General features: G+C 70.7%; 27 protein-coding genes. 15 read left to right on the forward strand and 12 right to left on the reverse strand.

Annotation, left to right across the window (positions count from 1 at the left end; translation table 11 throughout):
• Both DW297_RS14055 and ilvA read left to right on the forward strand, forming a co-directional pair.
• Positions 1-1,197, forward strand: coding sequence for an AI-2E family transporter (locus DW297_RS14055; protein WP_136033452.1), 1,197 nt, complete (start codon positions 1-3; stop codon positions 1,195-1,197).
• The gene (gene ilvA, locus DW297_RS14060) at positions 1,194-2,423 is read left to right on the forward strand and encodes a threonine ammonia-lyase (protein ID WP_136033454.1); all 1,230 of its coding nucleotides are present in this window, start codon (positions 1,194-1,196) and stop codon (positions 2,421-2,423) included. The genes DW297_RS14055 and ilvA overlap by 4 nt, the downstream gene beginning before the upstream one ends.
• A gap of 68 nt (positions 2,424-2,491) precedes the next feature.
• On the opposite strand, the gene greA is transcribed toward ilvA, so the two are convergent.
• Positions 2,492-2,980, reverse strand: a complete 489-nt coding sequence (greA, locus tag DW297_RS14065) for a transcription elongation factor GreA (RefSeq protein ID WP_136033456.1) — start codon at positions 2,978-2,980, stop codon at positions 2,492-2,494.
• Positions 2,981-3,076: 96 nt separating this feature from the next.
• A complete protein-coding gene (locus tag DW297_RS14070) occupies positions 3,077-3,463 on the reverse strand; it encodes a DUF4307 domain-containing protein (RefSeq protein WP_136033458.1) in 387 nt (128 codons plus the stop codon).
• Positions 3,464-3,555: 92 nt separating this feature from the next.
• Between DW297_RS14070 and DW297_RS14075 the strand changes: the two genes are divergently transcribed.
• The gene (locus tag DW297_RS14075; protein WP_308194352.1) at positions 3,556-3,825 is read left to right on the forward strand and encodes a hypothetical protein; all 270 of its coding nucleotides are present in this window, start codon (positions 3,556-3,558) and stop codon (positions 3,823-3,825) included.
• Between the two features lie 15 nt (positions 3,826-3,840).
• Here DW297_RS14075 and trhA read toward each other — a convergent pair whose 3' ends face one another.
• The gene (trhA, locus tag DW297_RS14080; protein WP_136033462.1) at positions 3,841-4,572 is read right to left on the reverse strand and encodes a PAQR family membrane homeostasis protein TrhA; all 732 of its coding nucleotides are present in this window, start codon (positions 4,570-4,572) and stop codon (positions 3,841-3,843) included.
• A gap of 97 nt (positions 4,573-4,669) precedes the next feature.
• Here trhA and DW297_RS14085 point away from each other — a divergent pair, with 97 nt between their 5' ends.
• From DW297_RS14085 to DW297_RS14095, 3 genes are all read left to right on the forward strand, one after another.
• Entirely contained in the window at positions 4,670-5,449 is a 780-nt protein-coding gene (locus DW297_RS14085) for an isoprenyl transferase (RefSeq protein ID WP_136033529.1), read from the forward strand.
• A gap of 33 nt (positions 5,450-5,482) precedes the next feature.
• Complete coding sequence (locus DW297_RS14090) at positions 5,483-6,613, forward strand: aminotransferase class V-fold PLP-dependent enzyme (RefSeq protein WP_136033464.1); 1,131 nt, start codon at positions 5,483-5,485, stop codon at positions 6,611-6,613.
• 158 nt (positions 6,614-6,771) lie between these two features.
• Complete coding sequence (locus tag DW297_RS14095; RefSeq protein ID WP_136033466.1) at positions 6,772-8,154, forward strand: PhoH family protein; 1,383 nt, start codon at positions 6,772-6,774, stop codon at positions 8,152-8,154.
• A 70-nt stretch (positions 8,155-8,224) separates the two neighbouring features.
• On the opposite strand, the gene DW297_RS14100 is transcribed toward DW297_RS14095, so the two are convergent.
• The 5 genes from DW297_RS14100 to xseA are packed head-to-tail and all read right to left on the reverse strand — an operon-like array spanning position 8,225 to position 12,508.
• Positions 8,225-9,646: a class II fumarate hydratase gene (locus tag DW297_RS14100; RefSeq protein ID WP_136033468.1), complete on the reverse strand. Its 1,422-nt coding sequence runs from the start codon at positions 9,644-9,646 to the stop codon at positions 8,225-8,227.
• The gene (locus tag DW297_RS14105; protein ID WP_136033470.1) at positions 9,643-10,317 is read right to left on the reverse strand and encodes a carbonic anhydrase; all 675 of its coding nucleotides are present in this window, start codon (positions 10,315-10,317) and stop codon (positions 9,643-9,645) included. Before DW297_RS14105 ends, DW297_RS14100 begins: the two co-directional genes overlap by 4 nt.
• Positions 10,314-10,958, reverse strand: coding sequence for a DUF4245 family protein (locus tag DW297_RS14110; RefSeq protein WP_136033472.1), 645 nt, complete (start codon positions 10,956-10,958; stop codon positions 10,314-10,316). The genes DW297_RS14105 and DW297_RS14110 overlap by 4 nt, the downstream gene beginning before the upstream one ends.
• A complete protein-coding gene (locus DW297_RS14115; protein ID WP_136033474.1) occupies positions 10,955-11,194 on the reverse strand; it encodes an exodeoxyribonuclease VII small subunit in 240 nt (79 codons plus the stop codon). Before DW297_RS14115 ends, DW297_RS14110 begins: the two co-directional genes overlap by 4 nt.
• Positions 11,195-11,230: 36 nt before the next feature.
• Complete coding sequence (gene xseA, locus DW297_RS14120) at positions 11,231-12,508, reverse strand: exodeoxyribonuclease VII large subunit (RefSeq protein WP_136033476.1); 1,278 nt, start codon at positions 12,506-12,508, stop codon at positions 11,231-11,233.
• 64 nt (positions 12,509-12,572) lie between these two features.
• Between xseA and DW297_RS14125 the strand changes: the two genes are divergently transcribed.
• The 3 genes from DW297_RS14125 (at position 12,573) to DW297_RS14135 (ending at position 15,221) form a co-directional block, all read left to right on the forward strand.
• Entirely contained in the window at positions 12,573-13,655 is a 1,083-nt protein-coding gene (locus DW297_RS14125) for a 4-hydroxy-3-methylbut-2-enyl diphosphate reductase (protein WP_205812609.1), read from the forward strand.
• A 2-nt stretch (positions 13,656-13,657) separates the two neighbouring features.
• Positions 13,658-14,446 carry an IclR family transcriptional regulator gene (locus DW297_RS14130; protein WP_136033480.1) on the forward strand — a complete coding sequence of 263 codons (789 nt, stop codon included), beginning with the start codon at positions 13,658-13,660 and terminating at the stop codon, positions 14,444-14,446.
• Positions 14,447-14,681: 235 nt separating this feature from the next.
• A complete protein-coding gene (locus DW297_RS14135) occupies positions 14,682-15,221 on the forward strand; it encodes a DUF6264 family protein (protein ID WP_136033482.1) in 540 nt (179 codons plus the stop codon).
• 61 nt (positions 15,222-15,282) lie between these two features.
• On the opposite strand, the gene fbaA is transcribed toward DW297_RS14135, so the two are convergent.
• Positions 15,283-16,311 (reverse strand): class II fructose-bisphosphate aldolase, encoded by a 1,029-nt coding sequence (fbaA, locus tag DW297_RS14140; protein ID WP_136033484.1) that lies wholly within the window; start codon positions 16,309-16,311, stop codon positions 15,283-15,285.
• Between the two features lie 185 nt (positions 16,312-16,496).
• Here fbaA and glpX point away from each other — a divergent pair, with 185 nt between their 5' ends.
• A complete protein-coding gene (gene glpX / locus DW297_RS14145) occupies positions 16,497-17,483 on the forward strand; it encodes a class II fructose-bisphosphatase (protein WP_136033486.1) in 987 nt (328 codons plus the stop codon).
• A gap of 193 nt (positions 17,484-17,676) precedes the next feature.
• A complete protein-coding gene (locus DW297_RS14150) occupies positions 17,677-17,961 on the forward strand; it encodes a hypothetical protein (protein ID WP_136033488.1) in 285 nt (94 codons plus the stop codon).
• A gap of 26 nt (positions 17,962-17,987) precedes the next feature.
• Here the strand turns inward: DW297_RS14150 and DW297_RS14155 are convergent, their stop codons facing one another.
• Positions 17,988-19,388, reverse strand: coding sequence for a DNA recombination protein RmuC (locus DW297_RS14155; RefSeq protein ID WP_136033490.1), 1,401 nt, complete (start codon positions 19,386-19,388; stop codon positions 17,988-17,990).
• 55 nt (positions 19,389-19,443) lie between these two features.
• A complete protein-coding gene (locus DW297_RS14160; protein ID WP_136033492.1) occupies positions 19,444-20,037 on the reverse strand; it encodes a 3'-5' exonuclease in 594 nt (197 codons plus the stop codon).
• A gap of 59 nt (positions 20,038-20,096) precedes the next feature.
• On the opposite strand from DW297_RS14160, the gene DW297_RS14165 reads away from it, so the two are divergent.
• From DW297_RS14165 to DW297_RS14175, 3 genes are all read left to right on the forward strand, one after another.
• Positions 20,097-20,837, forward strand: coding sequence for a class I SAM-dependent methyltransferase (locus tag DW297_RS14165; protein ID WP_136033494.1), 741 nt, complete (start codon positions 20,097-20,099; stop codon positions 20,835-20,837).
• A 43-nt stretch (positions 20,838-20,880) separates the two neighbouring features.
• Entirely contained in the window at positions 20,881-21,972 is a 1,092-nt protein-coding gene (ychF, locus tag DW297_RS14170) for a redox-regulated ATPase YchF (protein ID WP_136033496.1), read from the forward strand.
• 484 nt (positions 21,973-22,456) lie between these two features.
• Positions 22,457-22,765 (forward strand): DUF7882 family protein, encoded by a 309-nt coding sequence (locus DW297_RS14175; RefSeq protein WP_136033498.1) that lies wholly within the window; start codon positions 22,457-22,459, stop codon positions 22,763-22,765.
• Positions 22,766-22,786: 21 nt separating this feature from the next.
• On the opposite strand, the gene DW297_RS14180 is transcribed toward DW297_RS14175, so the two are convergent.
• The gene (locus DW297_RS14180) at positions 22,787-25,144 is read right to left on the reverse strand and encodes a glycoside hydrolase family 65 protein (RefSeq protein ID WP_136033500.1); all 2,358 of its coding nucleotides are present in this window, start codon (positions 25,142-25,144) and stop codon (positions 22,787-22,789) included.
• A 277-nt stretch (positions 25,145-25,421) separates the two neighbouring features.
• Between DW297_RS14180 and DW297_RS14185 the strand changes: the two genes are divergently transcribed.
• Positions 25,422-26,819, forward strand: a complete 1,398-nt coding sequence (locus DW297_RS14185) for a M20/M25/M40 family metallo-hydrolase (RefSeq protein WP_205828307.1) — start codon at positions 25,422-25,424, stop codon at positions 26,817-26,819.
• Positions 26,820-26,911 lie beyond the last annotated feature (92 nt).

The raw sequence follows: 26,911 nt of genomic DNA on the forward strand, positions 1-26,911 counted from the left end.
ATGAGCGAGGACCAGCGACCCCGGCTGCGCGATCTGTTCCGTCCGCGCCCCGTGTCCACCGACCGGACCGTGACCACCGAGGCCGACGAGGCCGTGCCTCTGCCGCTGCGCATCACCGCGAGCTACGCCTGGCGCCTGTTGCTGATCGCGGCAGCCATCGGCGTCTTCATCTGGCTCGTGATGCTGCTGAAGCTCCTCGTCATCCCGCTCATGGTCGCGATCCTCATCACGGCGCTGCTGTGGCCGGCCTTCTCGTGGATGCTGCGGCGCGGCGTGCCGCGCTGGCTCGCGATCGCGATCTCGCTGATCGGCACGGTCGCGATCGTCACGGGTCTCATGTGGCTCGTGGTGTGGCAGGTCAGGGAGCAGCTGCCCGACGTCCAGCAGCGCACCACCGAGGCGTTCGATCAGTTCCAGGTCTGGCTGCACGACGGGCCGCTGAACCTCTCCGACACCCAGATCGCCGACTATCTCCAGCAGGGTCTCGACCTCATCTCCGAACAGGCGCAACTGCTGTGGACCGGCGCCCTCGCGATCGGCACGACCGTCGGTCACGTGGCCACGGGCGCGTTGCTGGCGCTGTTCATCCTCATCTGCCTGCTCGCGGACGGCGCCGGCATCTGGCGCTGGACGCTCAAGGTCTTCCCGCGTCGCGCTCGTCCCGCGGTCGACGGGGCCGCGCGCAACGGCTGGGCGACGATCGTCAACTACGCCCGCACGCAGCTGTTCGTGGCGACGATCGACGCGATCGGCATCGGACTCGGCGCGTTCCTGCTCCAGGTGCCGCTCGCGCTTCCGGTCGCCGTGCTCGTCTTCCTCGGCTCGTTCATCCCGATCGTGGGTGCGGTCGTCACCGGCGCCGTCGCGGTGTTCCTCGCGCTCGTCTACAACGGCCCGTGGATCGCGCTGTGGATGCTGGTGGTCGTCCTGGCGGTGCAGCAGATCGAGGGACACATCCTGCAGCCGATCATGATGGGCTCGGCCGTCAAGGTGCACCCGCTCGCCGTCGTGCTCGTGGTCGCGGGTGGCGCGATGATCGCGGGCATCCCCGGCGCCCTGTTCGCCGTACCGCTGGCGGCGTTCGTGAACGTCGCCGCGGTCACCATCAGCTCGGGCTCGTGGCGCACCGGCGTCGGTCCGAGCGGAGACCTGATCTGGAGCACAGTCCCGCGACAGCGGACACGGAGGAATCGATGAGCCAAGTCCCCAGCCTGACCGAGTTCGAGCACGCCGCTCAGAGTCTGGCTGAGGTGATTTCGCACACGCCGACCCTGCCCTCCCGGGCCCTCTCCGACGCCCTCGGCGCTCCCGTGCTGCTGAAGATGGAGAACCTGCAGCGCACCGGGTCGTTCAAGATCCGCGGTGCGGCGTACCGGCTCTCCCGGCTCAGCGCGGAGGAGCGCTCGCGCGGCGTCGTCGCGGCATCGGCGGGCAACCACGCGCAGGGGGTCGCGCTGGCCGCCCAGGCGCTCGGCATCCCCGCCACTATCTTCATGCCGCTGGGCGTGCCGGTGCCCAAGCTCCTCGCCACGCGCGGCTACGGTGCCGAGGTCGTGCTGGAGGGCGAGACGGTGGCGACCTCGCTGCGCCTGGCCGCGGAGTTCTCCGAGCGCACCGGGGCCGTGCTCATCCACCCGTTCGACCACCGCGACGTCGTGATCGGTCAGGGCACGCTCGGCCTCGAACTGCTCGCCGACGCGCCCGAGGTCGACACGGTCGTGCTCGGCATCGGCGGCGGCGGCCTCATCGCGGGCGTCGCGGCGGCGGTCAAGGCGCGCGCGGCGGAGCTCGGCCGCACCGTCCGGTTGATCGGGGTGCAGGCCGAGAACGCCGCTGCCGTGCCCCCGTCGCTGGAGGCGGGGGAGCCGGTCGACATCGTCACGCGGCCGACCATCGCCGACGGGATCCTGGTCGCGCGTCCGGGCGACGTGCCCTTCGGGATCATCCGCGATCTCGTGGACGAGGTCGTGACGGTGTCCGACGACGACCTGGCGCGCGCGATCGTCCTGCTGCTGGAGCAGGCGAAGGTGGTCGTGGAGCCGGCGGGTGCCGCGGGGGTCGCGGCGATCCTCGCGGGCAAGGTGTCGCCGAACGGCACGACCATGGCCGTCCTGTCCGGCGGCAACATCGACCCGCTCCTGCTGCAGCGCGTCGTGGCCCACGGCCTCGCCGCCTCGGGGCGCTACCTCACGATCCGGATCCCTCTGCCGGACCGGCCGGGCCAGCTCGCCCGCGTGTCGGAGCTGATCGCCGAGGCGGGAGCGAACGTCATCGAGGCCATGCACACCCGGCACGGCCACGGTCTCCAGATCAGCGACGTCATCCTCGAGCTGAGCGTGGAGACGCGCGGACCGGAGCACTCCGAGCACACGCTCGACACGCTGCGGCGCGCGGGCTTCGCCCCCCTCGTCGTGCTCGACTGAGCCACCCGCGCACACGACAGCGCCCCTCGTCCGTGTGGACGAGGGGCGCTGTGTCGTTCGCGGGGGGCTCAGCCCGTGTAGGTCTCGACGTTGACGATCTCGACGCTGATGGCGCGACCGTTCGGCGCCTCGTACGACGACTTCTCGCCGACCTTGAGGCCCAGGATGGCCTGTCCGAGCGGGCTCGCCTCGCTGTAGACGTCGAGGTCGCTGCCCGCCGCGATCTCGCGGCTGCCCAGCAGGAAGACCTCTTCGCCGCCGGCCACGACCGCGGTGACGACCGTACCGGGCTCGACGATGCCGCGGCTGGCGGGCGCCTCGCCGACCTTCGCGGTCTTCAGCAGGCTCTCCAGGGTGCGGATGCGCGCCTCCTGCTTGCCCTGCTCGTCCTTCGCGGCGTGGTAGCCGCCGTTCTCCTTGAGGTCGCCCTCCTCGCGGGCGGCCTCGATGCGCTTGGCGATCTCGTCGCGGCCGACGGTGGAGAGGTGCTCCAGCTCGGCGACGAGCCGGTCGTACGCTTCCTGCGTGAGGAACGGAACCTGAGCGTCCGTGGACATGACGAAGCTCCTTCTATCGGGATCCCGCCGAGCAACCGCGGGGGATATGCCAAGACGCCCCGGCACGTGCCGGGGCGTCGTCTGTCTGCCCCCAGTCTAGGCGACCCAGCAGGTGTTCACCAAACCTGTCGTGGCCTCTGCGACCGTGGGGATGCGCTCCGAGCGGGTCTGCGAGTGACGATCCGTGGCGGGCAGCTCGACCACCTTCCAGCCGACCACTCCGAACTCCTCGTCGAGCGCCTCGAGCACGCAGACGACGTCCTTGCCCTGCACGCCGGTCACCTGGAAGCGCACGTCGACCGCGTGCTCGTCGACGAGCTCGAAGCCCAGGTCGTCGGCGTCGACGGAGCTCATCGACTGCGCGACCGTCATCCAGGCGAAGGCGCCGACGACGACCAGGGCGATCGCTCCGGCGATGATCCAGGGGAGCCGGCGGCGTCGGGTTCGGCCGTAGCGTTCGTCGAGCTCGGTGGCGGTCGTCACAGGGAGGGTCTTCCGGTCGTTAGGCTGGTGATACCAGGTTATGCGACCTGCGTACGAAAGGCCGATTCATGCGTGCTCTGTCCGAGACTCCGATGCCCACGCCCTCCATGACCGTGGCGCCGGAGGCCGTGACCCCGGGGTTCGTCGGCTTCGCCGCGATCGTCGTGGTGGTCCTCGCGGTCATCCTGCTCATCTGGGACATGAACCGCCGCATCCGCCGCGTGCGGTATCGCGAAGAGGTGCGCGAGGAACTGGATGCCGAGCAGGCCGCGCAGGCGGCGCAGGCCGGACCCGACGCGGACGACGCGTCGACCGCGGCGCCGGAGGACGCGAGCGACGACGGGCGACCGGACGGCCGCTGACGCCTCACTGCGGCGTCACGGGGCGCCGAGCGAGGGGGAGAGCGGCTCCAGCGCGATGAGCAGGCACGCGGTCCAGTGGCACAGGAACGCCAGCACCGTGCACACGTGGAAGATCTCGTGGAAGCCGAAATGGCCGGGCCACGGGTTGGGCTTCTTCAGCGCGTAGACGATCGCCCCGCCCGTGTAGAGCAGGCCGCCGACGATCACCAGCACCATCATCGCCACGTTCGCGTTGAGCAGGTCGACGATGTACATCACCGCCGCCCACCCCAGCAGCAGGTAGAGCGCGACATACAGCCACCGGGGCGCGTTGATCCAGAAGACGCGGAACAGGATCCCGAGGAGGGCCCCGCTCCACACGAGGATCAGCAGGAGCGCGCCCTTGTCCGGGGGAAGGGCGAGCGTCGCGATCGGCGTGTACGTGCCGGCGATGAGCAGCAGGATGTTCGCGTGATCGATGCGCTTGAGGATCACCTTGACCCGCGGCCGCCAGTTGAAGCGGTGGTACATCGCCGAGTTGCCGAACAGCAGCAGCGACGTGGCCATGAAGACTGCCGCGGCCCACTTGGCCGGCGCGCCGTGCGACAGGACGATCAGCACCACGCCGGCCGCGATCGCCACGGGGAACGTGCCCGCATGGATCCACCCGCGCCAGGTGGGCTTGATCTCGGTCGCCGCATCGGCGGCAGCCGCCTCGAGGAGCGGCAGTTTGGGGACATCGGTGCCGGGCTCGTCGGAAGTGCTCACGCCCTCACTCTAAGCCGCGTCGCATGCCGTCGACGGCACATGCCCGCGGGATCCGCACGCCGCGCGCCGGCGCACGGCAGGGTAGCGTAGGTGGGTGATGTCACGCGAGAGCCCGGGCCGCGGGCCGCTGTACCGGCTGTACACCAGCCGGCTGCGTCGTCACCTCGATCCGGCCTCCGTTCCGCACCACGTGGCCATGATGATCGACGGCAACCGTCGTTGGGCGCGCCAGCTCGGCTTCGCCACCCCGGCGGAGGGACACCGCGCCGGTGCCGCCAAGATGCACGAGTTCCTCGGCTGGTGCGACGAGCTCGGCGTGCGGGTCGTCTCCCTCTACCTGCTCTCCAGCGACAACCTGCGCAAGCGCGACTCGGCGGAGCTCGCGGATCTCATCGAGATCATCGCCGAGCTCGCGGAGGCGCTGTCGCGGGAGGGCAACTGGCGGGTGCAGCACGTGGGCCGCTCCGACATCCTTCCCGCGGAGCTCGCGGCCGTCCTCGCCGCTGCGGAAGAGCGTACGAAGGACCACACCGGGCTCCATGTGAACCTCGCGGTCGGATACGGCGGTCGCAACGAGATCGTCGACGCGGTGCGCAGCATCATCACGAAGCACGAGGCCTCCGGCGGCACGATGGAAGACCTCGCCGCACACCTCACGCCCGAGATGATCGGCGAGCACCTCTACACGGGCGGGCAGCCCGATCCCGATCTCGTGATCCGCACCAGCGGAGAGCAGCGCCTGAGTGACTTCCTGCTGTGGCAGAGCGCGCACAGCGAGTTCTACTTCGTGGAGGCGCTCGGCCCCGATCTGCGCCAGGTCGACTTCCTCCGCGCGATCCGCGACTATGCCGACCGCGACCGCCGCTTCGGTCGCTGAGGCCGTGGCACCGCACCGTGCCACAATGACGACGTGAGCGCACTCGAGGACTACGTCGGCACGTTCGACACCGAACCCGGTTATCTGAACTGGGCGGCCTTCGGACCCCTCTCGCCCTCGGTGCGCGAGGAGGTGTTCGCGGATGCGGATCTCCTCGCGAGCGGGCGACCGTCGTCCCTCGCGCTCGTCGCGGAGCGCATCGGCCAGGCGCAGGAGACGGTCGCGGAGCTGCTGGGAGCGGACGCCGCGGACGTCACCCTGCAGCCGTCCTCCACGCACGGGCTTCAGCACGCGCTGTACGGCCTCACCGGCACCGTCGTCGCGTCCACCGCGGAGTTCCCGAGCGTCAGCCTCACGCTGGAGCGCGCATCGGCCGCGTCGGACCGGGCCCTGACGCCGCGGTGGATCACACCCGCCGACGGCCGGGTCTCACCGGAGGCCGTGGCCGCGGCGCTGGACGACGAGGTCACCGCGCTCATCGTCAGCCACGTCGACTTCCGGACGGGGTACCGGGTCGACCTCGCGGCGCTGCGCGACGTGCTCGGGCCCGACCGGCTGCTGATCGTGGATGCGGTCCAGTCGTTCGGCGTCGTCGACGTGGACTACACCGCAGCCGACGTGGTGATCGGCCACGGCTACAAGTGGCTCAGAGCGGCCAGGGGGAGTGGCTTCGCCTGGTTCTCTCCGCGCGCCAGAGAGCGCATCACCCCGGTCCTCTCCGGTATCACCGGCACAACGGCGACCGGGCTGGTGGTCGACGCGCTCCCCGGTCCCGCCGAGTCCGCGCGCGCCTACACCGTCAGCGTGCCCGACACCCTGGCTGCAGGGCGCCTCGCGATCGGAGCACGCGACGTGCGCGACGCCGGGGTCGCGGCGATCGAGTCGCGGCTCGCGGAGCACGTCGACACCGTGATCGAGATCGCGGACCGACACGGCATCGAGGTCGTGTCGCCGCGCGAACGCGAGCACCGCGCCGGCATCGTGGCCCTCGCGCCCGAGGAGCCCGCGCGACTCGCCGCCGCCCTCGCGAACGCCGGCCTCGTCGTGACCGCCCGCGGATCGTCGATCCGGATCGCGCCCCACGCCGGGACCGACGCCGAGACGCTCCGCCTGCTGGACGAGACCCTGCAGGCGTTCGGCCAGACGACGTTCATCAGCTCTTAATATTCGCTGGCGTGTCGAGCCCGTGTTAATCCGGGGAGCGGTCGTACGGTCAAGGCATCGGGCAAGGCGCCCGGTCGGGTCGGCCTCCAGGTTCGCGACTCGTGACCCCCTGGTCGACTCGTTCGCATAGCCGGGAATCCCCGGGTCGGGAGTGGGTCGTGACCACACGTTCAGCGCAGCACACCGCCAGCACCGCGCAGCAGTCCACCCGTCAGTCCTCGAGAAGCACCTCGGCCGCGCAGCCCGATCAGGACCTGCGCACCTATGTGCTCGACACGTCGGTCCTGCTGAGCGATCCGCAGGCATTCTTCCGATTCGCGGAGCACTCGATCGTGCTGCCCGTCGTCGTCATCAGCGAGCTCGAGGGCAAGCGGCACGACCCCGAGATCGGCTACTTCGCCCGCCAGGCGCTCCGTCACCTGGACGACCTCCGGGTCGAGCACGGGCGTCTGGACTTCCCGGTCGAGGTCGGCGAGGGTGGCACGCTCCGCGTCGACCTCGGTAACACCGACCTCTCCGTGCTGCCCGTCGGCATCCGCCTGAGCGACAACGACAGCCGCATCCTCTCCGTCGCCATGCACCTCGCACAGGACGGACAGGACGTCACGATCGTCTCGAAGGACCTCCCGATGCGGGTCAAGGCCGCGTCGCTCGGCCTGCGCGCCGAGGAGTACCTCGCCGAGCAGGCCGTGGACTCCGGGTGGACCGGCATCGCGAGCCTCGACCTGTCCGGCGACGACATCAGCGACCTCTATGAGAGCGAGGTCGGGATCAGCGAAGACGTCAACGGGCTCCCCGTCAACACGGGTCTCATCATCCACTCGGAGCGCGGATCGGCGCTCGGGCGCGTCACCGGCGACGGCGAGTTCCGGCTGGTGCGCGGCGACCGCGACATCTTCGGGATGCACGGCCGCTCGGCCGAACAGCGCATCGCCATCGACCTGCTGCTCGACCCCGAGGTGGGCATCGTGTCGCTCGGGGGTCGCGCCGGAACGGGCAAGTCGGCCCTCGCCCTGTGCGCCGGACTGGAAGCGGTGCTCGAGCGGCAGCAGCAGAAGAAGATCATCGTCTTCCGGCCGCTGTTCGCCGTGGGCGGCCAGGAGCTCGGGTACCTCCCCGGGGATCAGGGCGAGAAGATGAACCCCTGGGGTCAGGCGGTGTACGACACCCTCGGATCGGTCGTCTCGGGCAACGTGATCGACGAGGTCGTCGAGCGGGGGATGCTCGAGGTGCTGCCGCTCACCCACATCCGCGGACGCTCGCTGCACGACGCGTTCGTGATCGTCGACGAGGCGCAGTCCCTCGAGCGCAATGTGCTGCTCACGGTGCTCAGCCGCATGGGCCAGAACTCCCGCGTCATCCTCACGCACGACGTCGGTCAGCGCGACAACCTGCGCGTCGGACGCCACGACGGCATCGCCAGCGTGATCGAGACGCTCAAGGGACACGACCTCTTCGGCCATGTGACCCTCACCCGCTCGGAGCGTTCCGCGATCGCGGCCCTCGTCACCGAACTCCTGGAGGGCGGAGAGCTCAGCTGACGAGGCCGGGAAAAAGCGGATGCCGCGGGGACCAGATCCTCGCGGCATCCGTCGTCTCAGCGACCGGTGATCATCCGGGATGCGTCATCGACAGCAGGTCGAGCTTCTCGTCCAGCTGCTCCAGCGTCAGGTCGCCGCGCTCGACGTAGCCCAGGTCGATCACCGCGTCGCGCACCGTGATGCCCTTCGCGACAGAGTGCTTCGCGATCTTCGCGGCGGCCTCGTAGCCGATCAGCTTGTTCAGCGGCGTCACGATCGACGGGCTCATGCCCGCGAACGCGGCGGCACGGTCGAGGTTCGCCTGCAGGCCGTCGATCGTCTTGTCGGCCAGCACGCGCGAGGCGTTCGCAAGGAGGCGGATCGACTCGAGCAGGGCGGTGCCCATGACCGGGATCGCCACGTTCAGCTCGAACGCGCCGGACGCACCGGCCCACGCCACGGTCGCGTCGTTGCCGATGACACGGGCGCACACCATCAGCACGGCCTCGGGAACGACCGGGTTGACCTTGCCCGGCATGATCGAGGAGCCCGGCTGCAGATCGGGGATGTGCAGCTCGCCCAGACCCGTGTTGGGGCCGGAGCCCATCCACCGGAGGTCGTTGTTGATCTTGGTGAGCGACACCGCGATCGTGCGGAGCGCGCCGGAGGCTTCGACCAGGCCGTCGCGGTTGGCCTGCGCCTCGAAGTGGTCCTTGGCCTCGGTGATGGGCAGCTCGGTCTCGGCGGCGAGCAGCTCGATGACCTTCTGCGGGAACCCGAGCGGCGTGTTGATGCCGGTGCCGACCGCCGTGCCGCCCAGCGGGACCTCGGCCACGCGGGGGAGGGCGGACTGCACGCGCTCGATGCCCAGGCGGATCTGACGGGCGTAGCCGCCGAACTCCTGTCCGAGGGTGACCGGCGTCGCATCCATGAGGTGCGTGCGGCCGGACTTGACCGCGTCCTTCCACAGCTCGGCCTTGGCCTCCAGCGCGACGGCGAGGTGGTCGAGCGCGGGGATCAGCGTGTCGATCAGGGCCTGCGTGACCGCGATGTGCACGGAGGTGGGGAACACGTCGTTCGACGACTGCGAGGCGTTGACGTGGTCGTTCGGGTGCACCGTCGCGCCGAGGATGCGCGTGGCGAGAGTGGCCAGCACCTCGTTCATGTTCATGTTCGAGGACGTGCCGGAGCCGGTCTGGTACGTGTCGACCGGGAACTCGCCGTCGTGGGCGCCGGACGCCACCTGGTCGGCGGCCTGGGCGATCGCGTCGGCGATGGCACCGTCGAGCGTGCCGAGTTCCTTGTTCGCCAGCGCCGCCGCCTTCTTGATGCGCGCGAGCGCGGCGATCTGCGCCGACTCCAGGCCCTTGCCGGAGATCGGGAAGTTCTCCACGGCGCGCTGCGTCTGCGCACCGTAGAGCGCGTTCACGGGCACACGCACCTCACCCATCGTGTCGTGTTCGATGCGGTAGCCCTGCTCGTTCGCGCCGCTGAGCTGGTTGGCGTCGGTCATTCCGAACCCTCCTTGGTTGCGGGGACGGTCCCCTCGGTGTCGATCCCGACCGTGATGACGGGCACAGCCTCGCCCTCGGCCAGACGGTAGTTGGCGCCGACGATCCCGAGGCGGCCCTCGGCGACGGCGTTGCTGATGATCTCCGACGACTGCAGCAGGTCGTGCACCGTGTTGCGCAGGTGCTCGCGGCCGACCAGCTCGGCGTCGATGTCGGCGACCGTGGCGCCCCCGCTCTCCGCCAGCACCTTGCGGGCGGCGGGCACGATCGGCGCGATCAGCTTCCAGATGTGCGGGGGGAGCGGTGCCGCATCGATCGCGGTGCCGTCGATCGCGGCTCGCACCGCGCCGCACGAGTCGTGCGCGAGCACCACGATGAGCGGCACCTCCAGCACCGCGACCGCGTACTCCAGGCTCGCGACGATCGACTCGCCCATCACCTGACCGGCGTTGCGCACCACGAACAGGTCGCCGAGGCCCAGGTCGAAGATGATCTCCGCCGCGAGGCGGGAGTCGGCGCATCCGAAGAGCGTGGCGACCGGGTGCTGGGCGGCGGTCAGGTCTTTGCGGCGGGCGACGTTCTGGTTCGGGTGCTGCGGCTCGTCGCGGACGAAGCGGCGGTTGCCTTCCTGCATCTGCGTCCAGGCGGCGGAAGGAGTGAGCGGGTGGGTCATCGGGCCTCCGTGACGGTGCGGATCTGAGGGACGAGCGACTCGGCGAGCTCGGCGGTCGAGTCCGCCGAGCGGGAGCCGTAGAGGAGCACGTAGTCGTCGCCGGCCTGCGTGCCGATGGCGTACGAGATGTTGGCGTCGGCGCCGGCGTTTCCTGGCTTGTACACGTCCCACTCCAGCCCGCCGATGCGGATCGTGTCGGTGGGGGCGATGCCGTTCAGGCGCTGCGGGGCCCAGGAGGCGTCGGCGCCGAAGGCCTGCGCGAGCTTGATGAACCCGCGCTCGTCCTGGGCCGCGGGGGCGAGCGTGACCTCCCAGACGACCGTGGCTCCGCTCTGCAGTTCCGCGGCGTTGACGCGCCAGAACTTCCCGGTCTCCGGCACGATCACGGGCCCGCCCATGGACGACTCGACATCGGCGGCGATGCCTGCGACGTCGATGGGCTTCTGCGCCACCGGCTCGCCGCGCGGGACCACGAGCACGATGACGAGCACGACCGCGAGGGTCACCAGGAGCGCGGCGACCAGGTTGCGGACGGTCTGGCTGGATCGATACGCCTTGCTGGATGCGGCCTTGCGGGCCGCGGTCTCCTCCGCCGTCTCCGGACGGCCGAGGTCGGCGTTGATCGCGGGGCCCTTGCTCATGACGCCCCGTCCGTCTCGGCGTCACCGGCGGCGGCGCGTGCCGCTTCCAGGCGGCGCTTGGCGCCCAGCAGCCATTCCTCGCAGCGGGCGGCGAGCGCTTCTCCACGTTCCCACAGCGCCAGCGACTGCTCGAGGGTCGGAGCGCCCTGCTCCAGCTCGGCGACCACGCGGACGAGCTCGTCCCGGGCGGCCTCGAACGACAGCGTGTCCACAGGGGTGTCGTTCAGCGCGCTCACTCCTCCATCCTACGTCGTGGCACGGACGCGCCCGGTTCAGGCGCCTTCCGCGATCTCGCCCTCCGAGCGCGCGGCGACCGACCCGCGGTCGACCGTGATCGTCAGGGCGCTACCGGCCGGGGCGTCCGCTGCATCCCGCAGGATCACGCCCCCGTCGAGGTGCGCGATCGCATAGCCGCGGGCGAGGGTCGCGGCGGGGGAGAGGGCACGCAGCGACGCCCGCAGCTCGCTGGTGCGACGGCCGGCGTCGTCGAGCTGACGCTGCACGGCATCGCGTCCGCGCGACACCAGCAGCCAGGACTCCTGCGCGCGGGTGTCGATGATCGGATCGGGCGAGCGCAGGACCGGTCGCGACCGCAGCTGCTCGAGCTGAGCGATGTCGTGGGTGAGGCGCTGCGTGACCCGCGTGGTCGCGCGCGACCGGAGCTGGGCGATCAGCGCGCGCTGCTCGCCCACGTCGGGCACCACGCGCTTGGCGGCGTCCGTCGGGGTGGAGGCACGGAGGTCGGCAACGTCGTCGAGGAGCGGATGGTCGTTCTCGTGCCCGATGGCGCTGACGACCGGGGTGCGCGCGGCCGCGACCGCGCGCACCAGCCGCTCGTCGCTGAAGCCCAGGAGCGTCTGGGGGTCGCCGCCGCCGCGGGCGATGATGATCACGTCCACGTCGGGGTCGGCGTCGAGCCGGGCGAGTGCGGCCAGGGTGTCGGGCACGCAGCGGTCGCCCTGGACGGCCGCGTACTCGGTGCGGAAGCGCACCTGCGGCCACCGCAGCTCGGCGTTGCGGTGCACGTCCTTCTCGGCGTCGGAGCGCTCGCCCGTGATGAGTCCGATCACGTGCGGGAGGAAGGGGAGGCGCAGCTTTCGGCCGGCGTCGAAGAGCCCCTCCTGCCGCAGCTGCACGCGCAGCTTCTCCAGGCGCTCGAGCTGATCGCCGAGGCCGACGTGCTTCATGGCCGAGACCGCGAAGCTGAAGTCGCCCGACTTCACGAAGTAGTCCGCCTTGACCGCCGCGACCACGTGGTCGCCGACGCCGAGATCGGCAGGGATGCGCCCGCGCACGCTCGACCAGATCCGGATCGAGATCTGCGCGTCGGAGCGCGTGTCCTTCAGCCGGGCGAACACGTTCCCGGCGCGCACGTTCCACGACGTGATTTCGCCCTCGACCCACACCGTGTTCCAGCGGGCGACGAAGTCGCGGATGGTGGCGTTGAGCCGGGCGACGGAGGTGGGCGCCTGTGCGGTGGAGTCACGCGGGGCGACGGCGTCGGCGGGCGGGGTCTCACCCGGTCCGGTCGTCGCTTCGAAGACTGTCATCTGCTCCCGTTCCCGCCCGGGCTCTCCCCGGCCTCGCACAGCTGTACGGCGATAGAATTCCGGTGTGACCTCGACAGCCGTGCATCTTCCCGTCCCCCGCCTTCCTCGCGTGCGTGCGGCGGCAGGGCGGCTTCAGGATAACCCGGTGCCAGGACGCAAGCGCGTGCTGCTCGCCGCGCCGCGCGGATACTGTGCCGGCGTGGATCGCGCTGTGGTGGCGGTGGAGAAGGCCCTCGAGCGCTACGGCGCCCCGGTTTATGTGCGCAAGCAGATCGTGCACAACATCCACGTCGTCACCGAGCTCGAGGCGAAGGGGGCGATCTTCGTCGAGGAGGTCGACGAGGTGCCCGAGGGAGCCCACGTCGTCTTCAGCGCGCACGGGGTCTCTCCCGCCGTGGTGAACGCCGCGTCCGACCGGGGACTGCACGCGATCGACGCGACCTGCCCGCTCGTGACGAAGGTGCACCGTGAGGCGGTGCGGTTCGCGCGCGACGACTTCGAGATCCTCCTGATCGGGCACGACGGACACGAGGAGGTCGAGGGCACCGCGGGCGAGGCCCCCGACCACGTCACGGTCGTCAACTCTCCCGAGGAGGCCGACACCGTCCAGGTGAAGGACCCGTCGAAGGTGGTGTGGCTGTCGCAGACGACGCTCTCGGTCGACGAGACGATGGAGACCGTCAATCGTCTGCGCACCCGCTTCCCCGAGCTGCACAACCCGCCGTCCGACGACATCTGCTACGCCACCCAGAACCGCCAGGTCGCGATCAAGAAGGTCGCGGCGGGCGCGGATCTGGTGATCGTGGTCGGATCGGCCAACTCCTCCAACAGCGTGCGCCTGGTCGAGGTCGCGCTCGAGTACGGGGCGAAGGCGGCGTACCGGGTCGACTACGCCGAGGAGATCCAGCAGGAGTGGCTCGACGGTGTCGAGACCGTCGGCGTCACCAGCGGCGCCTCGGTGCCGGAGGTGCTGGTGCGCGAGGTGCTCGACGCGATCGGCGACGCGGGGTACCGCGACGTCGAGGAGGTGCGCACCGCGGAGGAGGACCTCATGTTCTCCCTGCCGAAGGAGCTGCGTCAGGACCCGTCCGGCCAGCGCGACGCCCGCGCCCTCGGAGGCCGTGCCTCCGCCGGAGGAGGCGCGTAGCGTTGAGCGCGGCGGAGGCGGAGCCGACCCTCATCGGGTCGGTGCAGCGCGCGCTCCGCCTCGTCGACATCGTCGCGAACTCCCCGCGACCGCTGCCGCCCAAGATGCTCGCCGCGATCACGGGTCTCACTCCCGGCACCACGTACAACCTGGTGCGTACGCTCGTGCACGAGGGCTACCTGAGCGCGGAGCCCGACGGCCTCGTGCTCGGCACCCGGTTTCCGGCGTTCCAGCAGCAGGGCGACTCGCGCGGCGTGTTCCTGGCCCGTGTGCGCGCAGCGCTCCGGGCGGTCACCGAGGACCTCGGCGCGACGGCCTATCTCTCGCGCTTCGCGGACGGCGAGCTGCATCTCGTGGACATCGTCGACGCGGAACGCAACCCCCGGGTCGAGCTGTGGGTCGGGCTGCACTCCAGCGCGCATGCCACGGCCCTCGGCAAGCAGATCCTGGCCGAGCTGCCCGACGAGGAGCGTCGCGACTACCTGTCGCGTCACCGCCTGGAGGAGCTCACCCCGCGGACCATCAGCGACCGGCGGACGCTGCTCACCCAGCTGGAGCAGTCGCCGGGCTGGGCTGTCGACCAGGAGGAGTACGCGATCGGCGCGACGTGCGTGGCGGTGCCGGTGATCGCCCCCGGGGTGACGGCCTCGCTCGCGATCTCGCTGCCGGCGGACCAGGCGGTGGTGGATCGCCGGCTCGTCTCCCGCCTGCAGCGCTCCGCCCGCAACCTGTCGCTGCAGCTCGGGGCCGACGCGCTCGGCAGCGGGCAGGGCGACGAGTTCACTATCTGAATTCCGACCCCTGGTTCTTCCGGCCGCGGGTTCCTACCATGGAAGAAGCAGCGCGATACAGAGCGCTGCCGATCGCCAGAGGCGTCCCCAGCGCCGGCGACCGACCTGGATGAGGAGCGTCCCCAGTGCTCCTCTCCCGCGGCCCCCGAGGAGTCCCCACTTCTCCGGGGCCGCCACCGTCTCCGGAGGTCTTCGGCTGGGAGCCGGTCGGAGACACGCGCGTTAGCATGGCGGCATGACAGATCAGCGCCCGCGCTACGGTGAGATCGCGACGCCGGAGGAGCAGCGCCTGGCCCGCGGTCTGCCGCTCATCGACGAGGCCGTGCCGGCGCCCACGGCTCCGGCGTTCCCCGCCCCGGCACACGCGCCGGCCCCGGCGGTGGACGCCCCGCGCCGCCGGCCCGTCGACCGGATCGTGACCATCGCGCTGCTCGCCTACGGCCTCGTGAACGTCGTGGTGACCGGACTGTCCTACCTCGATATCGGCCGCGTCATGAACGAGACCATGTCGATCCTCGGGATCGAGGGGGAGTTCACCAACTACGCCATGGGTCGTCCCTGGGGGACGATCGCGGCGATCGTGCTGGTCCTGGGCTGGTGCATCACGGCGGCGCTGTCGATCCGGCGCCTCCGCCGTGGTCGCTCGACGTGGTGGCTGCCGGTCGTCGGCGCGATCGTGACGGTGATCGTGGTGTCGCTGTGCCTCGCCGTGCCGATGATGAACGACCCGGCCTTCCTCGCCTACCTGGAGCAGACGGCCGGCACCGTCCGCTGATCTCCCGTGAACGAGAAGGGGCCCGGCACAGTGCCGGGCCCCTTCGTTCGTGATCCTGCGATCAGCTCTTCGACTGACCGTGCGAACCGAGCTGACGCGTCGACTCGACCACGCGAGCGGCCATCGCCGACTCGGCGATCTTGCCCCAGGCGCGGGGGTCGTACTGCTTCTTGTTGCCGACCTCGCCGTCGACCTTCAGCACGCCGTCGTAGTTCTTGAACATGTAGTCCGCGATCGCGCGGGTGTAGGCGTACTGGGTGTCGGTGTCGATGTTCATCTTGACGACGCCGTTGGCGACCGCGAGCGCGATCTCCTCGTCGGTCGAGCCGGATCCGCCGTGGAAGACGAGGTCGAGCGGCTTGGGTCCGGTGTTGTACTTCGCGGCGACCTCGGCCTGGATCTCGCCCAGCAGCTCGGGGCGCAGCTTCACGCCGCCGGGCTTGTACACGCCGTGCACGTTGCCGAACGTGAGCGCGGCGATGTAGCGGCCCTGCTCGCCGAGGCCCAGCGCCTGCACGGCCTGGTCGACATCGCCGAACGTCGTGTAGAGCGCCTCGTTCGAGCCCTCGTGCGCGACGCCGTCCTCCTCGCCGCCGACGACGCCGATCTCGACCTCGAGGATCGCGTTGATCGCCTTCATCCGGGGAAGGAGCTCCTTGGCGATCTCGATGTTCTCCGCCAGCGGCACGGCCGAGCCGTCCCACATGTGCGACTGGAAGATCGGGTTGCGGCCGGCCTTGACCTCTTCCTCGGAGGCGGCGATCAGCGGCTCGACGAAGCCGGCGAGGGCGTCCTTCGGGCAGTGGTCGGTGTGCAGCGCGACGGTGACCGGGTAGTTCTTGGCGACCTCGGTGGCGTAGCGCGCGAAGGCGAGGGCGCCGGTCGCGCGGGCCTTCACCGTGTGACCGGCGAAGTAGTCGGCGCCGCCCGTGGTGACCTGGATGATGCCGTCGGAGCCGGCCTCGGTGAGTCCCTGCAGGACGGCGTTGATGGTCTGCGAGCTGGACACGTTGAACGCGGGGTATGCGAAGCCGCCGGCCTTCGCGCGGTCGAGCATTTCGGCGTACTGATCCGGGGTGGCGACGGGCATGAGAACTCCTGCGGTAGGTGAAGCCGGGACAGGTGCCACTCTATCGGGGCGCCTGTCCGGCTCGTGCAGGCGAGCGGAGCGTTCGGCGGCGCACGATCTGCCGTGCTGTTAAGAAGTGCGATTCCTTCGCGAGATACCGGCGGAAAGTAGGGCTGTTCGCGCGCCTACGTAGCTAGGCTGGCCGCATGGTGAGTCTGACTGCCGACCTGAGCCCGCTCCGTCCCGACCGCAACCTGGCGATGGAGCTCGTCCGCGCGACGGAGGCGGCAGCGATCCGCGCCGTGCCCTTCATCGGTCGCGGCGCGAAGGAGGCGGCCGACGGTGCCGCGGTCGACGCGATGCGCGCGTTCCTCGGCACGGTCGACTTCCAGGGCCGCGTGGTGATCGGCGAGGGGGAGAAGGACAACGCCCCGATGCTGTTCAACGGCGAGGTCGTCGGTACCGGGCAGGGCCCGCTGTGCGACATCGCGGTCGACCCCATCGACGGCACGTCCCTCACGGCCGCCGGACGACAGAACGCCCTCTCCGTGATCGCGGTGTCCGACCGCGACACGATGCTCGACGCGTCCAGCGTCTTCTACATGGACAAGCTCGTGACGGGACCGGCGGGCGTGGGCGTGGTCGACATCCGGCTCCCGATCGGCGAGAACATCCGCCGGCTCGCGGGCGCGCTCGACAAGCCGGTCGACGAGATCGTGGTGTCGGTGCTGAACCGTCCACGGCACGAGCAGCTGATCCAGGACATCCGCGATGCGGGCGCCGGCACCCGGCTGATGAGCGACGGCGATGTGGCCGGCGGGATCAACGCGGCCCGCCACGATGCGCGCACCGACATGTGCGTGGGCGTGGGCGGGAGCCCCGAGGGCATCGTCACCGCGTGCGCCATCAAGGCCCTCGGCGGTCACATCCAGGGGCGGCTGTGGCCGCGGGACGACGACGAGCGCCAGCGCGGGATCGACGCGGGACTCGACATGGACAGGGTGTACGAGGCGGACGACCTCGTGCGCGGCAACAACACGATCTTCGTGGCGACGGGCGTCACCGACGGACAGCTCGTGGCGGGGGTGCGCCGGGAGCGCGGCTACGTCTACACCGAGAGCGTCGTGCTGCGCGGGGCCTCGGGAACACTGCGCCGCATCGCCTCGGAGCACCTCGTGTCGAAGTGGCTGTGACATTTCCTTCCGCGGCTGATCGACTGCTCTGAGCTCGAAGGCTGCCCGTGTCGGGCGACGCCATCGTTATCGAGCCGGTACCGGCGCGCGCGAACCGTGGCACCGGTCGCGCGAGGCGTCGTGTCACAATTGTCACTGGGTTTGTCGCCGTCGACGGAGCCGCCAGGCACCGCAGGCACAGGAGGGCGAACGCATGACAACGCAGCACACGAGTGGCTCGACCAGCGCCGCACCGACCAAGATCATCACCACCAACACGGGACGCATCCTCCGGGTGAGCGCCGATGCCGAGGCCGCCGTGACCACACCGGCCGCCCCCGCGAAACCGCAGGTTGACCCGGCTCGTCGGGCCGACGTGCTGTTCCGCGTTCGACGTGACGAGGGCCACGAGATCAGCGCCTGGTGGATGATCGGCGCCTTCCTCGCCACAAGCGGCCTCGTCATCCTGCTGCTCAGCGGCGTGCCCGGCGTCGCCTGACGCGTCCTCGTCCTGGCCGTTCCGGCTCATTCGTGGCGGGACGTCTGCGCCTCATCCAGGCGTCGTCGCACCTCGCCGACGTCGGCCCTGAGGCCGTCCAGGAGGTCCGGGGTCTCGCCCGGCGCCGCCGCGGGCTCCGCTGCTCCGGAGGCCGTGCGTGACACGCCGCTGTCCACCGGCACGGCCGTGGATGCGGGTTCGACCGCCGCCGCGGCTTCGGAGGTCGGCGCGGCATCGACGGTCGGCCCGGCCCCACCGGTGCCGATCAGCTCCGCCGCGGTGAAGCGACGACCGTCCGCTGTGACGACGGGCGGAGCGCTGAGCGCGGACGCGTCCACTCCGGGGAACTGCCGCGCCGTCACGAGCACACGCGACTCGAGGGACCCCGCGAACCGGTTGTAGCTGTCGACCGTGCGCTCGAGCGCCCGGCGCAGATCGTCGGCATGACCGGCGAGCGTGCCGAGGCGCTCGTAGAGCTGCGTGCCCAGGGTCAGCAGACGACGTGCTTCGGTCGACACCTCCTGCTGCGTCCACGTGTAGGCGACGGTCTTCAGCACGGCCCACAGGTTGACGGGGGAGGCGAGGGCCACACGGCGGCTGAAGGCGTAATCGAGCAGCGTCGGGTCTTCGTCGATGGCCGTCGCGAGCAGCGACTCGCTCGGCAGGAAGCAGATCACGAACTCGGGACTCGCGTCGAGGCCCGACCAGTACGCCTTCTTCGCCAGGGCGTCGACGTGTGCGCGCACGGCCTTCACGTGCTTCTGGAGGTGTGCGCGACGCTGCGCCTCGTGCGCGTCGCCAACGGGCAGCGCCGAGGCCTCGAGGTAGGCGTCGAGCGGAACCTTCGCGTCGACCGCGATCGACGTGCCCCCGGCGAGCCGCACGACCATGTCGGGGCGCCCCTGCCCGCGGTCCGAGGAGATCGTGGTCTGCAGATCGAAGTCGACGTGGCGCGTGAGCCCGGCGGCCTCCACCACCCGGCGCAGCTGTGCTTCGCCCCACACCCCGCGCGTCGCGGTCGACTTCAGCGCTCCGGCGAGCGATTCCGTGGTCGCGCGCAGGGCCTCGTCGGACTCCTGCGCACGCCGCAGCTGTTCCGCGAGGGTGCCGAACTGCTCGTGCCGCTCGTGCTCGATGGCCGCGACCTTGGACTGCATCTGCTGCAGACTCTCGCGCACCGGGGCGAGCGCCTGCAGCACGGCGTTCTGCTGCTGCACACGCAGGGCCTCGGCGCGCTGCTCCGCGCGGCCGTGCTCGACCGCGTCGCGATACAGGTCGTACTGCCGGTCGCGGTCGTCACGGGCGGCCGCGAGCTCGGCCTCGGCACGGGCGAGCTCGGCGGCGCCCCGACTCGCGCGCAGGAACCAGCCCAGGGCGACGCCCGCGGCCACGGCCACGAGGAGCAGAACGATCGTCAGCGCATCCATGGGCCCATCGTGCCCCCGGGGTCGGACATTCGCCGGGAGGCACCGCTGAGCGGTCTCAGGCGACCGCGCGCTCCAGGGCGGGGAGGGCGGGCTCGGTCACCCGCAGGCTCAGGGCGTCGGCGAGGGCGAAGACGTCGGCGGCCGCGGCGCGCCGAGCGGCATCGACCACGATGTGCGCGCATGCGCGGGCGTCGGCGAGGGCATCGTGATGGGAGAACTCGTCGTACCCGGCGGCGGCCGCGGCGAGCGGGAGCCGGTACGAGTCGAGCTGGTAGGTCTTGCGGGCCACCTGCAGGCTGCACAGCGAGCGGTAGGGCGGGCAGATCTGACCCGTGGCCTCCGCCGCACGGCGCAGCACGTTGAGGTCGAATCCGGCGTTGTGCGCCACGAGCACGTCGGCACCGGCGAAGGCGCACAGACGGTCGAACTGATCCGCCCAGGAGGAGGCCGTCGCGACGTGCTCCGGCCGGATGCCGTGGATGCGGACGTTCCACTCCATGAACTCGTCGTGACCGGGCGGCGGCTGGATGAGCCAGCCCGCGGTGGCGACGACCTCGCCGCCGCGCACGCGGACGAGTCCGACGGCGCAGGCGGAGGCCGGGCTGGAGTTCGCGGTCTCGAAGTCGATCGCAGTGAAGTCCAGTGGCACGTCTTCACTCTCTCCCGGGCCTCCGACGTCGGGTCGCAGACTCGCCGTAGGCTGGCCACATGAGCGACGAGCAGGCGACCTCCTTCGGCGGCCAGGCGGGCAGCTACGAGGTCGGTCGCCCCGAATACCCGTTCGAGGCGGTCGCGTGGATGCTCGACCGCGCGCCGGCAGGAGCCCGCCGTATCGCCGACGTCGGCGCGGGCACCGGCAAGCTCACCCGTGCCCTCGTCGCGGGGGAGGGCGCGGAGGTCGTCGCGGTGGATCCGGATCCCGCGATGCTCGCCGCCCTGCGCGACGCGGTGCCCGGAGTGCCCACTTTCGTCGGCACGGCCGAGCGCCTCCCGCTGCCCGATGCGAGCGTCGACGCGGTGGTGCTGGGCCAGGCATGGCACTGGGTCGATCCGGTCGTGGCCTCCGCGGAGATCGGCCGCGTCGTGCGCCCCGGCGGGGTGCTCGGGCTGGTCTGGAACTTGCGCGACGAGCGGGTGGACTGGGTGCGTCGCCTGACCGACATCATGCACGGCAGCAACGCCGAGATCATGCTCGCCGCGGGCGACCCCGTGGTGGTCGCGCCGTTCGGCGGGCTGGAGCAGGAGCGCTGGGAGTGGGTGCGTCCGGTGACGCGCGAGATGATGCACCGCATGGCGTCGTCGCGCAACTACGTCATCACGGCCGGCGACGCGGAGAAGGCGCGTATCCGGCGCGACATGGACGCCCTGTTCGACGAGCTGGGGCTGCACGACGACGCCGCGATCGAGCTGCCGTACGTGACGAGGGCGTTCCGCGCCGTGCGCGACTGAGCCCGCACGGCAGCATCGGGGGCCCCAGGTAGACTCGTACCCCGTGGCTCTCACTATCGGTATCGTCGGCCTGCCCAACGTCGGCAAGTCCACCCTCTTCAACGCTCTCACCAAGAACGACGTGCTCGCGGCGAACTACCCGTTCGCGACGATCGAGCCGAACGTCGGCGTGGTGAACCTGCCCGACCCGCGGCTCGAGAAGCTCGCCGAGATCTTCGGCAGCGAGCGCATCCTCCCCGCCGCCGTGTCGTTCGTCGACATCGCGGGCATCGTGCGCGGAGCCAGCGAGGGAGAGGGACTCGGCAACCAGTTCCTCGCGAACATCCGTGAGGCGGACGCGATCGCCCAGGTCGTGCGCGGCTTCTCCGACGACGACGTGGTGCACGTCGACGGTGCGGTGAACCCGGCGTCCGACATGGAGACCATCAACGCCGAGCTCATGCTCGCCGACCTGCAGACCGTCGAGAAGGCGATCACCCGGTACGAGAAGGAGGTGCGCGGGAAGAAGATCGACCCGTCGGTCCTCGAAGCGGCGCAGGCGGCGAAGGACGCGCTGGAGCGCGGCGTGCTGCTGTCCACGAGCGGCCTCGACCTCGCGCCGATCCGCGAGCTCGGCCTGCTGACCGTCAAGCCGGTCATCTTCGTGTTCAACGTCGACGAAGCCGTGCTCACCGACGACGCGCGCAAGGCGGAGCTCGCGGCCCTGGTCGCCCCCGCGCAGGCGATCTTCCTTGACGCCAAGATCGAGTCGGAACTGAAGGACCTGGACCCGGAGGACGCGGCCGAGCTGCTCGCCTCGACGGGCCAGGAGGAGTCCGGCCTCGACCAGCTCGCACGCATCGGCTTCGACACCCTCGGGCTGCAGACGTACCTCACCGCCGGACCGAAGGAAGCGCGGGCGTGGACGATCGGCAAGGGATGGAAGGCCCCGCAGGCCGCCGGCGTGATCCACACCGACTTCGAGAAGGGCTTCATCAAGGCCGAGATCGTGTCGTTCGACGACCTCGTCGCCACCGGCTCCGTGCAGGAGGCCCGCGCGAAGGGCAAGGCCCGGCTGGAGGGCAAGGACTACGTCATGCAGGACGGCGACGTCGTGGAGTTCCGTATCGGAAACACATCTGGCGGGTCGAAGTAAGCCGCTAGACGACGTCATTCAAGGGCAGGCGACGATGCGGTCGTCGGTTCAAGAGTGCGCCAACGGGGTGTTTACATCCTCCGAATCCATGGCGGTACGAATGACCCCCGCGCCCAGTCCGACGAGCGATCCAAGTGCTCCGCCGACAACCGCAAACGCGGCGCTCCATGCAACGCCCGACGTTCGAGGATCAACGAACTGGGGATTCTCCGAATAGGTCACCATCGCTCCTGGCAACCAGGCAAGCACGACCAGGACGCCCACTAGCGCACCGCACGCGAACCCAACCGCGACAAAGACCAGCATCCGGCGTCCGACGGAGAATATCTTGCGGGTTGAGGGAGCCATCAGTCAAAGATATGGCGTATGAGCGCAGTCTGGAAGCGGAACGACCTGCGCAGGACGGCGACGTCGTGGAATTCCGCTTCAACAACTGATGCGGGAAGTGGTCGCCGGTGTTCCTGGGAACGCTTAGAGTTCGATCATGGGAAAGCTGGAGTACAACAGCTCGCGGCCGCCGATCGAGGTCGACGACGACGTCCTGGTGCATCTGAAGATCGTGATCTCGACGAAGCTCCGCCGTCAGGAGAGCTTCATGATGACGTGGCCCTCGGGGAAGAAGCATCCCGGGCGCCTCTCGGCGTGGATGCACCCGAGCATCCCGCTGGTCCTGGAGTTCGACGAGGAGCCGCCGCCGAAGATCGACCCGGCGCGGCTCGAGCGCATGATGGAGCGCCTGAACGCCCGGGGCGAGCTCGTGCTCGACGAGCTCAGCGACGAAAGCTCGGCCTGACACGAGGTCGCGCGCGCGGGCTCACCCCTCCTCGCGCGCTTCGCCGGGCTCTCGCCAGCGCGGCTGCGACGGCTCGGGGGTGAGCGGGGACTCCGGTGGCGGCGTGGGCAGGGTCACGGACTCGCCCGCGGTGAGCTGCACCGCTCGGCCCGCGTGCCGCACCGTGACGGGGTCGCCCGCGCTCAGGCGGTAGGTCGTGTCGTCGGGCGTGATGTCGACGTGCAGGATGCACCCGTGCAGGCGCACCCCGAACCCGAGCCGCGTGATGTTGCGGGGGAGCCGGGGGTGGAACGAGAGGCCGGCGTCGCTGTCGCGCATGCCTCCGTAGCCCGCGGTGATGCCGGTCCAGATGCCCGCGAGCGCCGCGATGTGCAACCCCTCGGCGGTGTTGCCGTGGAGGTCGTCGAGGTCGAGCGCGGCGAGCTCCGCGAGGTATGCCGCGGCGAGGTCGAGGTGCCAGAGCTCCGCCGCGATCACCGCCTGCGCCATGGCCGAGAGTGAGGAGTCGCGCACCGTGAGGGCCTCGTAGTACGCGAACGCCCTGGCCTTCTCCTCCCGCGTGAACTCCTCGTGCTCCGTGTACAGCGCGAGCACCAGGTCGGCCTGCTTCGCGACCTGCTTCCGGTACAGGTCGAAGTACGGGAAGTGACTGTGCAGCGGGTACTGCTCGGGTCGCGTGGCGTCGAAGTCCCACACGGCATGCCGCGTCGACCCCGCGAACTGCTCGTGCACGCGGCGCCGCTCGTCGAACGGCACCGTCATCGCGTCAGCGGCGTCGTTCCAGCGCGAGACCTCGGCGTCGTCGACCCCGAGCCGCTCCGCGACCTCGATGTGGCGTCGGGCCGCGGCCACCGCACCGCGCAGGTTCCGTCGCGCCGCCAGGTTCGTGTAGGTGTTGTCGTCGACGATCGCGGAGTACTCGTCAGGGCCGGTGACCCCGTCGAGATGGAAGCCGCCGTCGTCGTCCCAGCGGCCGAGCGACAGCCACAGCCGCGCGGTCTCGATCAGGATCTCCGCGCCGGCGTCGCGCTCGAAGTCGCGGTCTCCCGTCGCCCTGACGTACTGCATCACGGCGCCGGCCACCGCCGCGTTGATGTGGAACGCCGCCGTGCTGGCCGGCCAGTAGCCGGAGCTCTCGCGTCCGTCGATCGTGCGCCAGGCGAAGGTCGCTCCGTCCAGGTGCAGGGTGCGCGCGCGTTCGCGGGCATGATCGAGCGTCGCATACCGCCAGCGCAGCGCCTGCAGCGCCGCGTCCGGCGCCGTCGAGGTGAGCACGGGGAGCACGAACGACTCGAAGTCCCAGAACGTGTGCCCCTCATAACCCGAACCCGTGAGCCCCTTGCCCGGCACCGAGCGCACCTCGGCGCGTGCCGCCGCCTGGAACACCTGGAAGAGCGCGTACCGCACGGCCTGCTGCAGGCGGGGGTCGCCCTCCACCCGCACGTCGCCGCACTCCCAGTACGCGTCGAGCGCCTCGCGCTGGCCCGTCGCGACCGACTCCCACCCGAGGCGCACGGCCTCCTCGACGGCCTCGTCCGCGCGGTCGCGAAGCGTCTGGGGCGTCAGCGAGTCCGACCACTCGTGGCCCACGAACTTCACGACCTCGAGCTCCTCGCCCGCCGCCAGAGCCACATGGATGCGAGTGCGCGCCAGGTCGCGGTCGGCCTCCACCGTGACCGTGGGCACGGTAGCGGCGGTCGAGGAAACGGTGTGGTCCGCGCTCACCGCCACGTGGATGCCGCTGCGCCTGGTGCGGTGCAGCAGCGTGGCGCGCGACCCCAGCACCGCGGAGTCCACGGCCTGGAGCGGGCGGGAGAGCAGCTCCTGCACACGGGGATCGGCGTGCGGCGACGGCAGCGGCTCGTTCGCCAGCACCTCCGACAGGACTGTGACGGCCACGGACTCCAGGGCCGTCACGCGATACCGGACAGCGGCGAGCGAGCGGTGTCGCAGCGAGACGAGCCGGGTGGACGCGACCTGCACGCGCCGACCCTCCGCCGACTCCCACTCCAGCTCGCGGTGCAGCGTCCCGTCCCGCAGATCGAGGCGCCGCTCATGCCGGTGCACCGTGCCGTGCTCCACATCGAACGGCTCATCGTCCACGAGCAGACGGATGAGCTGCCCGTTGGGCACGTTGATCACGCTCTGCCCGGTCTCCGGATAACCGTAGCCGTCCTCGGCATGCGGCATCGGATGATCCTCGAAGACCCCGTTGAGGTAGCTGCCGGCGACCCCGCGCGGGTCGCCCTCGTCGAGATTGCCGCGCCAGCCGATGTGCCCGTTGGAGAGTCCGAACACCGACTCCTCCTGCGCCAGATGCTCGACATCCACCCCGGCGATGCTCACCGACCACGGCTCGACGCGGAACGCCGCCGTCATGCCCGTGCGGTCCGGACGTCTCGCGGACGGCGGGGCCGTTCGGGGAAGTGCGGGGCGGGGCCGACGTGGAGCATGGCGTTCCCTTCTGCCGAAGACCGGGAACTGCGACGCTAGCGCGCGGTCTGCACCGGCACGAGGGAGTTGCGCCGAGCCGGGCGGGTCGGGTAGACGACGGCCGGCGGCCCGCGCGCCTCGGGCGACGGCGAGCGGATAGCCGGTGCTCGCCCCCGCCGTCAACCCCTGGTCCCCGCCCCGTGGTGCAGACCAGGGTGGTCGCATGGCGGAGGATTCTCAGGAGAACACGGACCCGATCGCTGGCTTCCTGCGCGCGAACCTCGATGAGATCGTCGACCGGCTCTCCGCCTGGGTCGCGATTCCCTCGGTGTCGGCGGACCCTGACAGGCGGCAGGACATGGAGCGCTCCGCCCGATGGATCGCGGGGGAGCTGCGCGACGCGGGACTGCGCACGACCCTCCTTCCGGTCGGCGAGTCCGTGACGGTGTACGGCGAGAGCGCGCCCGTCCCTGGGGCTCCCACCGTGCTGGTCTACAGCCACCACGACGTACGCCACGCCAAACCGGAGGAGTGGAGCGAGACCGCGCCGTTCACCCCCGTGCGCCGCGACGGACGACTGTACGGCCGCGGGGCGTCGGACGCGAAGGGACAGGTGCTCGCGCACGTCTGGGCGCTGCGCGCCGCTGCCGCTGTCGACGGCGCGCTCCCGCGCGTGAACCTCAAGCTGCTGATCGACGGGGAGGAGGAGATCGGATCGCCGAACCTCCGCCGTCTGCTCGACGAGGAGCCGGAGCGCTTCGCCTGCGATCTCGTCGTCTTCTCCGACACGATCCAGTGGCGGGTGGATGCCCCCGCCCCGGTGACCTCGATGCGCGGCACCCTGACGGCGACGCTCACGATCAGGGGACCGGAGCGCGACGTGCACAGCGGTGTCGCGTCCGGGGTCACGCTCAACCCGGCGCTCGTGCTGTCCCGCGTGCTCGGCGGACTGCATCACCCGGACGGGCGCATCGCGATCCCCGGCTTCCATGACCGCGTCGCCGAGACCTCCGCCGAGCGCAGGGCGGAGTTCGCCGCCCTGCCGTTCGACGAGCAGGACTGGATCACGCGCACCGAGACCCGGGCGATCGTCGGCGAGGACGGGTTCACGCCGCTGGAGCGTCTGTGGACGCGTCCGGCGATCGAGGTCATCTCGCTGCTCGCCGGCGATCCGGACGGCATCGAGCGATCGGTCATCCCGCGCGAGGCCACGGCATCGCTCAGCGTGCGGACCGTGCCCGACCAGCGCATCCCGGACATCGCGGACCTGCTCCGCTCCCACGTGGCCGCCGTGATGCCCGACGGGGCGACCTACACGCTCGAGGTCGACGAGGACATCGCCCAGGAGCCGTACGTCTCGCCCCCTGGCGAGGTGACTGACGCGCTCGAACGGGCCCTCGGCCGCGGATTCGGCATCCCGGTGCAGGGCCGCATGGGCAACGCCGGGGGAGGCCCGGCCGACTGGCTGTCGCGACACCTCGACGCTCCCGTGCACTTCCTCGGCACGGGTCTTCCCGAGGACCACTGGCACGCGAGCGACGAGAGCCTCGACCTGCGGATGCTCGTGGGCGGTGCCGCGACGCTCGCTCACCTGTGGCGCGAACTGGGGCGCCCACGGTGACTCCGCCGGGGGTCGCGAGGAGGAGGCGCGGCCCCCGGCGGGCTACGCTGGACGCAGGCGGTCTCGGCCGCGGCGCGGGTCGCAGGAGCCCG

It is taken from the genome of Microbacterium sp. PF5 (assembly GCF_004794315.1).
In the GTDB taxonomy this organism is placed as follows: Bacteria; Actinomycetota; Actinomycetes; order Actinomycetales; family Microbacteriaceae; genus Microbacterium; species Microbacterium sufflavum.

Bases quoted from the DNA above. Each gene is read 5' to 3' on its own strand.
- DW297_RS14085 (WP_136033529.1), top strand. From the start codon at position 4,670: ATGTCACGCGAGAGCCCGGGCCGCGGGCCGCTGTACCGGCTGTACACC.
- DW297_RS14135 (WP_136033482.1), top strand. From the start codon at position 14,682: ATGACAGATCAGCGCCCGCGCTACGGTGAGATCGCGACGCCGGAGGAG.
- fbaA (WP_136033484.1), bottom strand. From the start codon at position 16,311: ATGCCCGTCGCCACCCCGGATCAGTACGCCGAAATGCTCGACCGCGCG.
- DW297_RS14055 (WP_136033452.1), top strand. From the start codon at position 1: ATGAGCGAGGACCAGCGACCCCGGCTGCGCGATCTGTTCCGTCCGCGC.
- DW297_RS14075 (WP_308194352.1), top strand. From the start codon at position 3,556: ATGCCCACGCCCTCCATGACCGTGGCGCCGGAGGCCGTGACCCCGGGG.
- DW297_RS14155 (WP_136033490.1), bottom strand. From the start codon at position 19,388: ATGGATGCGCTGACGATCGTTCTGCTCCTCGTGGCCGTGGCCGCGGGC.
- DW297_RS14110 (WP_136033472.1), bottom strand. From the start codon at position 10,958: ATGAGCAAGGGCCCCGCGATCAACGCCGACCTCGGCCGTCCGGAGACG.
- DW297_RS14185 (WP_205828307.1), top strand. From the start codon at position 25,422: ATGGCGGAGGATTCTCAGGAGAACACGGACCCGATCGCTGGCTTCCTG.
- xseA (WP_136033476.1), bottom strand. From the start codon at position 12,508: ATGACAGTCTTCGAAGCGACGACCGGACCGGGTGAGACCCCGCCCGCC.
- DW297_RS14105 (WP_136033470.1), bottom strand. From the start codon at position 10,317: ATGACCCACCCGCTCACTCCTTCCGCCGCCTGGACGCAGATGCAGGAA.
- DW297_RS14150 (WP_136033488.1), top strand. From the start codon at position 17,677: ATGACAACGCAGCACACGAGTGGCTCGACCAGCGCCGCACCGACCAAG.
- DW297_RS14100 (WP_136033468.1), bottom strand. From the start codon at position 9,646: ATGACCGACGCCAACCAGCTCAGCGGCGCGAACGAGCAGGGCTACCGC.
- ilvA (WP_136033454.1), top strand. From the start codon at position 1,194: ATGAGCCAAGTCCCCAGCCTGACCGAGTTCGAGCACGCCGCTCAGAGT.
- DW297_RS14180 (WP_136033500.1), bottom strand. From the start codon at position 25,144: ATGACGGCGGCGTTCCGCGTCGAGCCGTGGTCGGTGAGCATCGCCGGG.
- DW297_RS14165 (WP_136033494.1), top strand. From the start codon at position 20,097: ATGAGCGACGAGCAGGCGACCTCCTTCGGCGGCCAGGCGGGCAGCTAC.
- greA (WP_136033456.1), bottom strand. From the start codon at position 2,980: ATGTCCACGGACGCTCAGGTTCCGTTCCTCACGCAGGAAGCGTACGAC.
- glpX (WP_136033486.1), top strand. From the start codon at position 16,497: ATGGTGAGTCTGACTGCCGACCTGAGCCCGCTCCGTCCCGACCGCAAC.
- DW297_RS14175 (WP_136033498.1), top strand. From the start codon at position 22,457: ATGGGAAAGCTGGAGTACAACAGCTCGCGGCCGCCGATCGAGGTCGAC.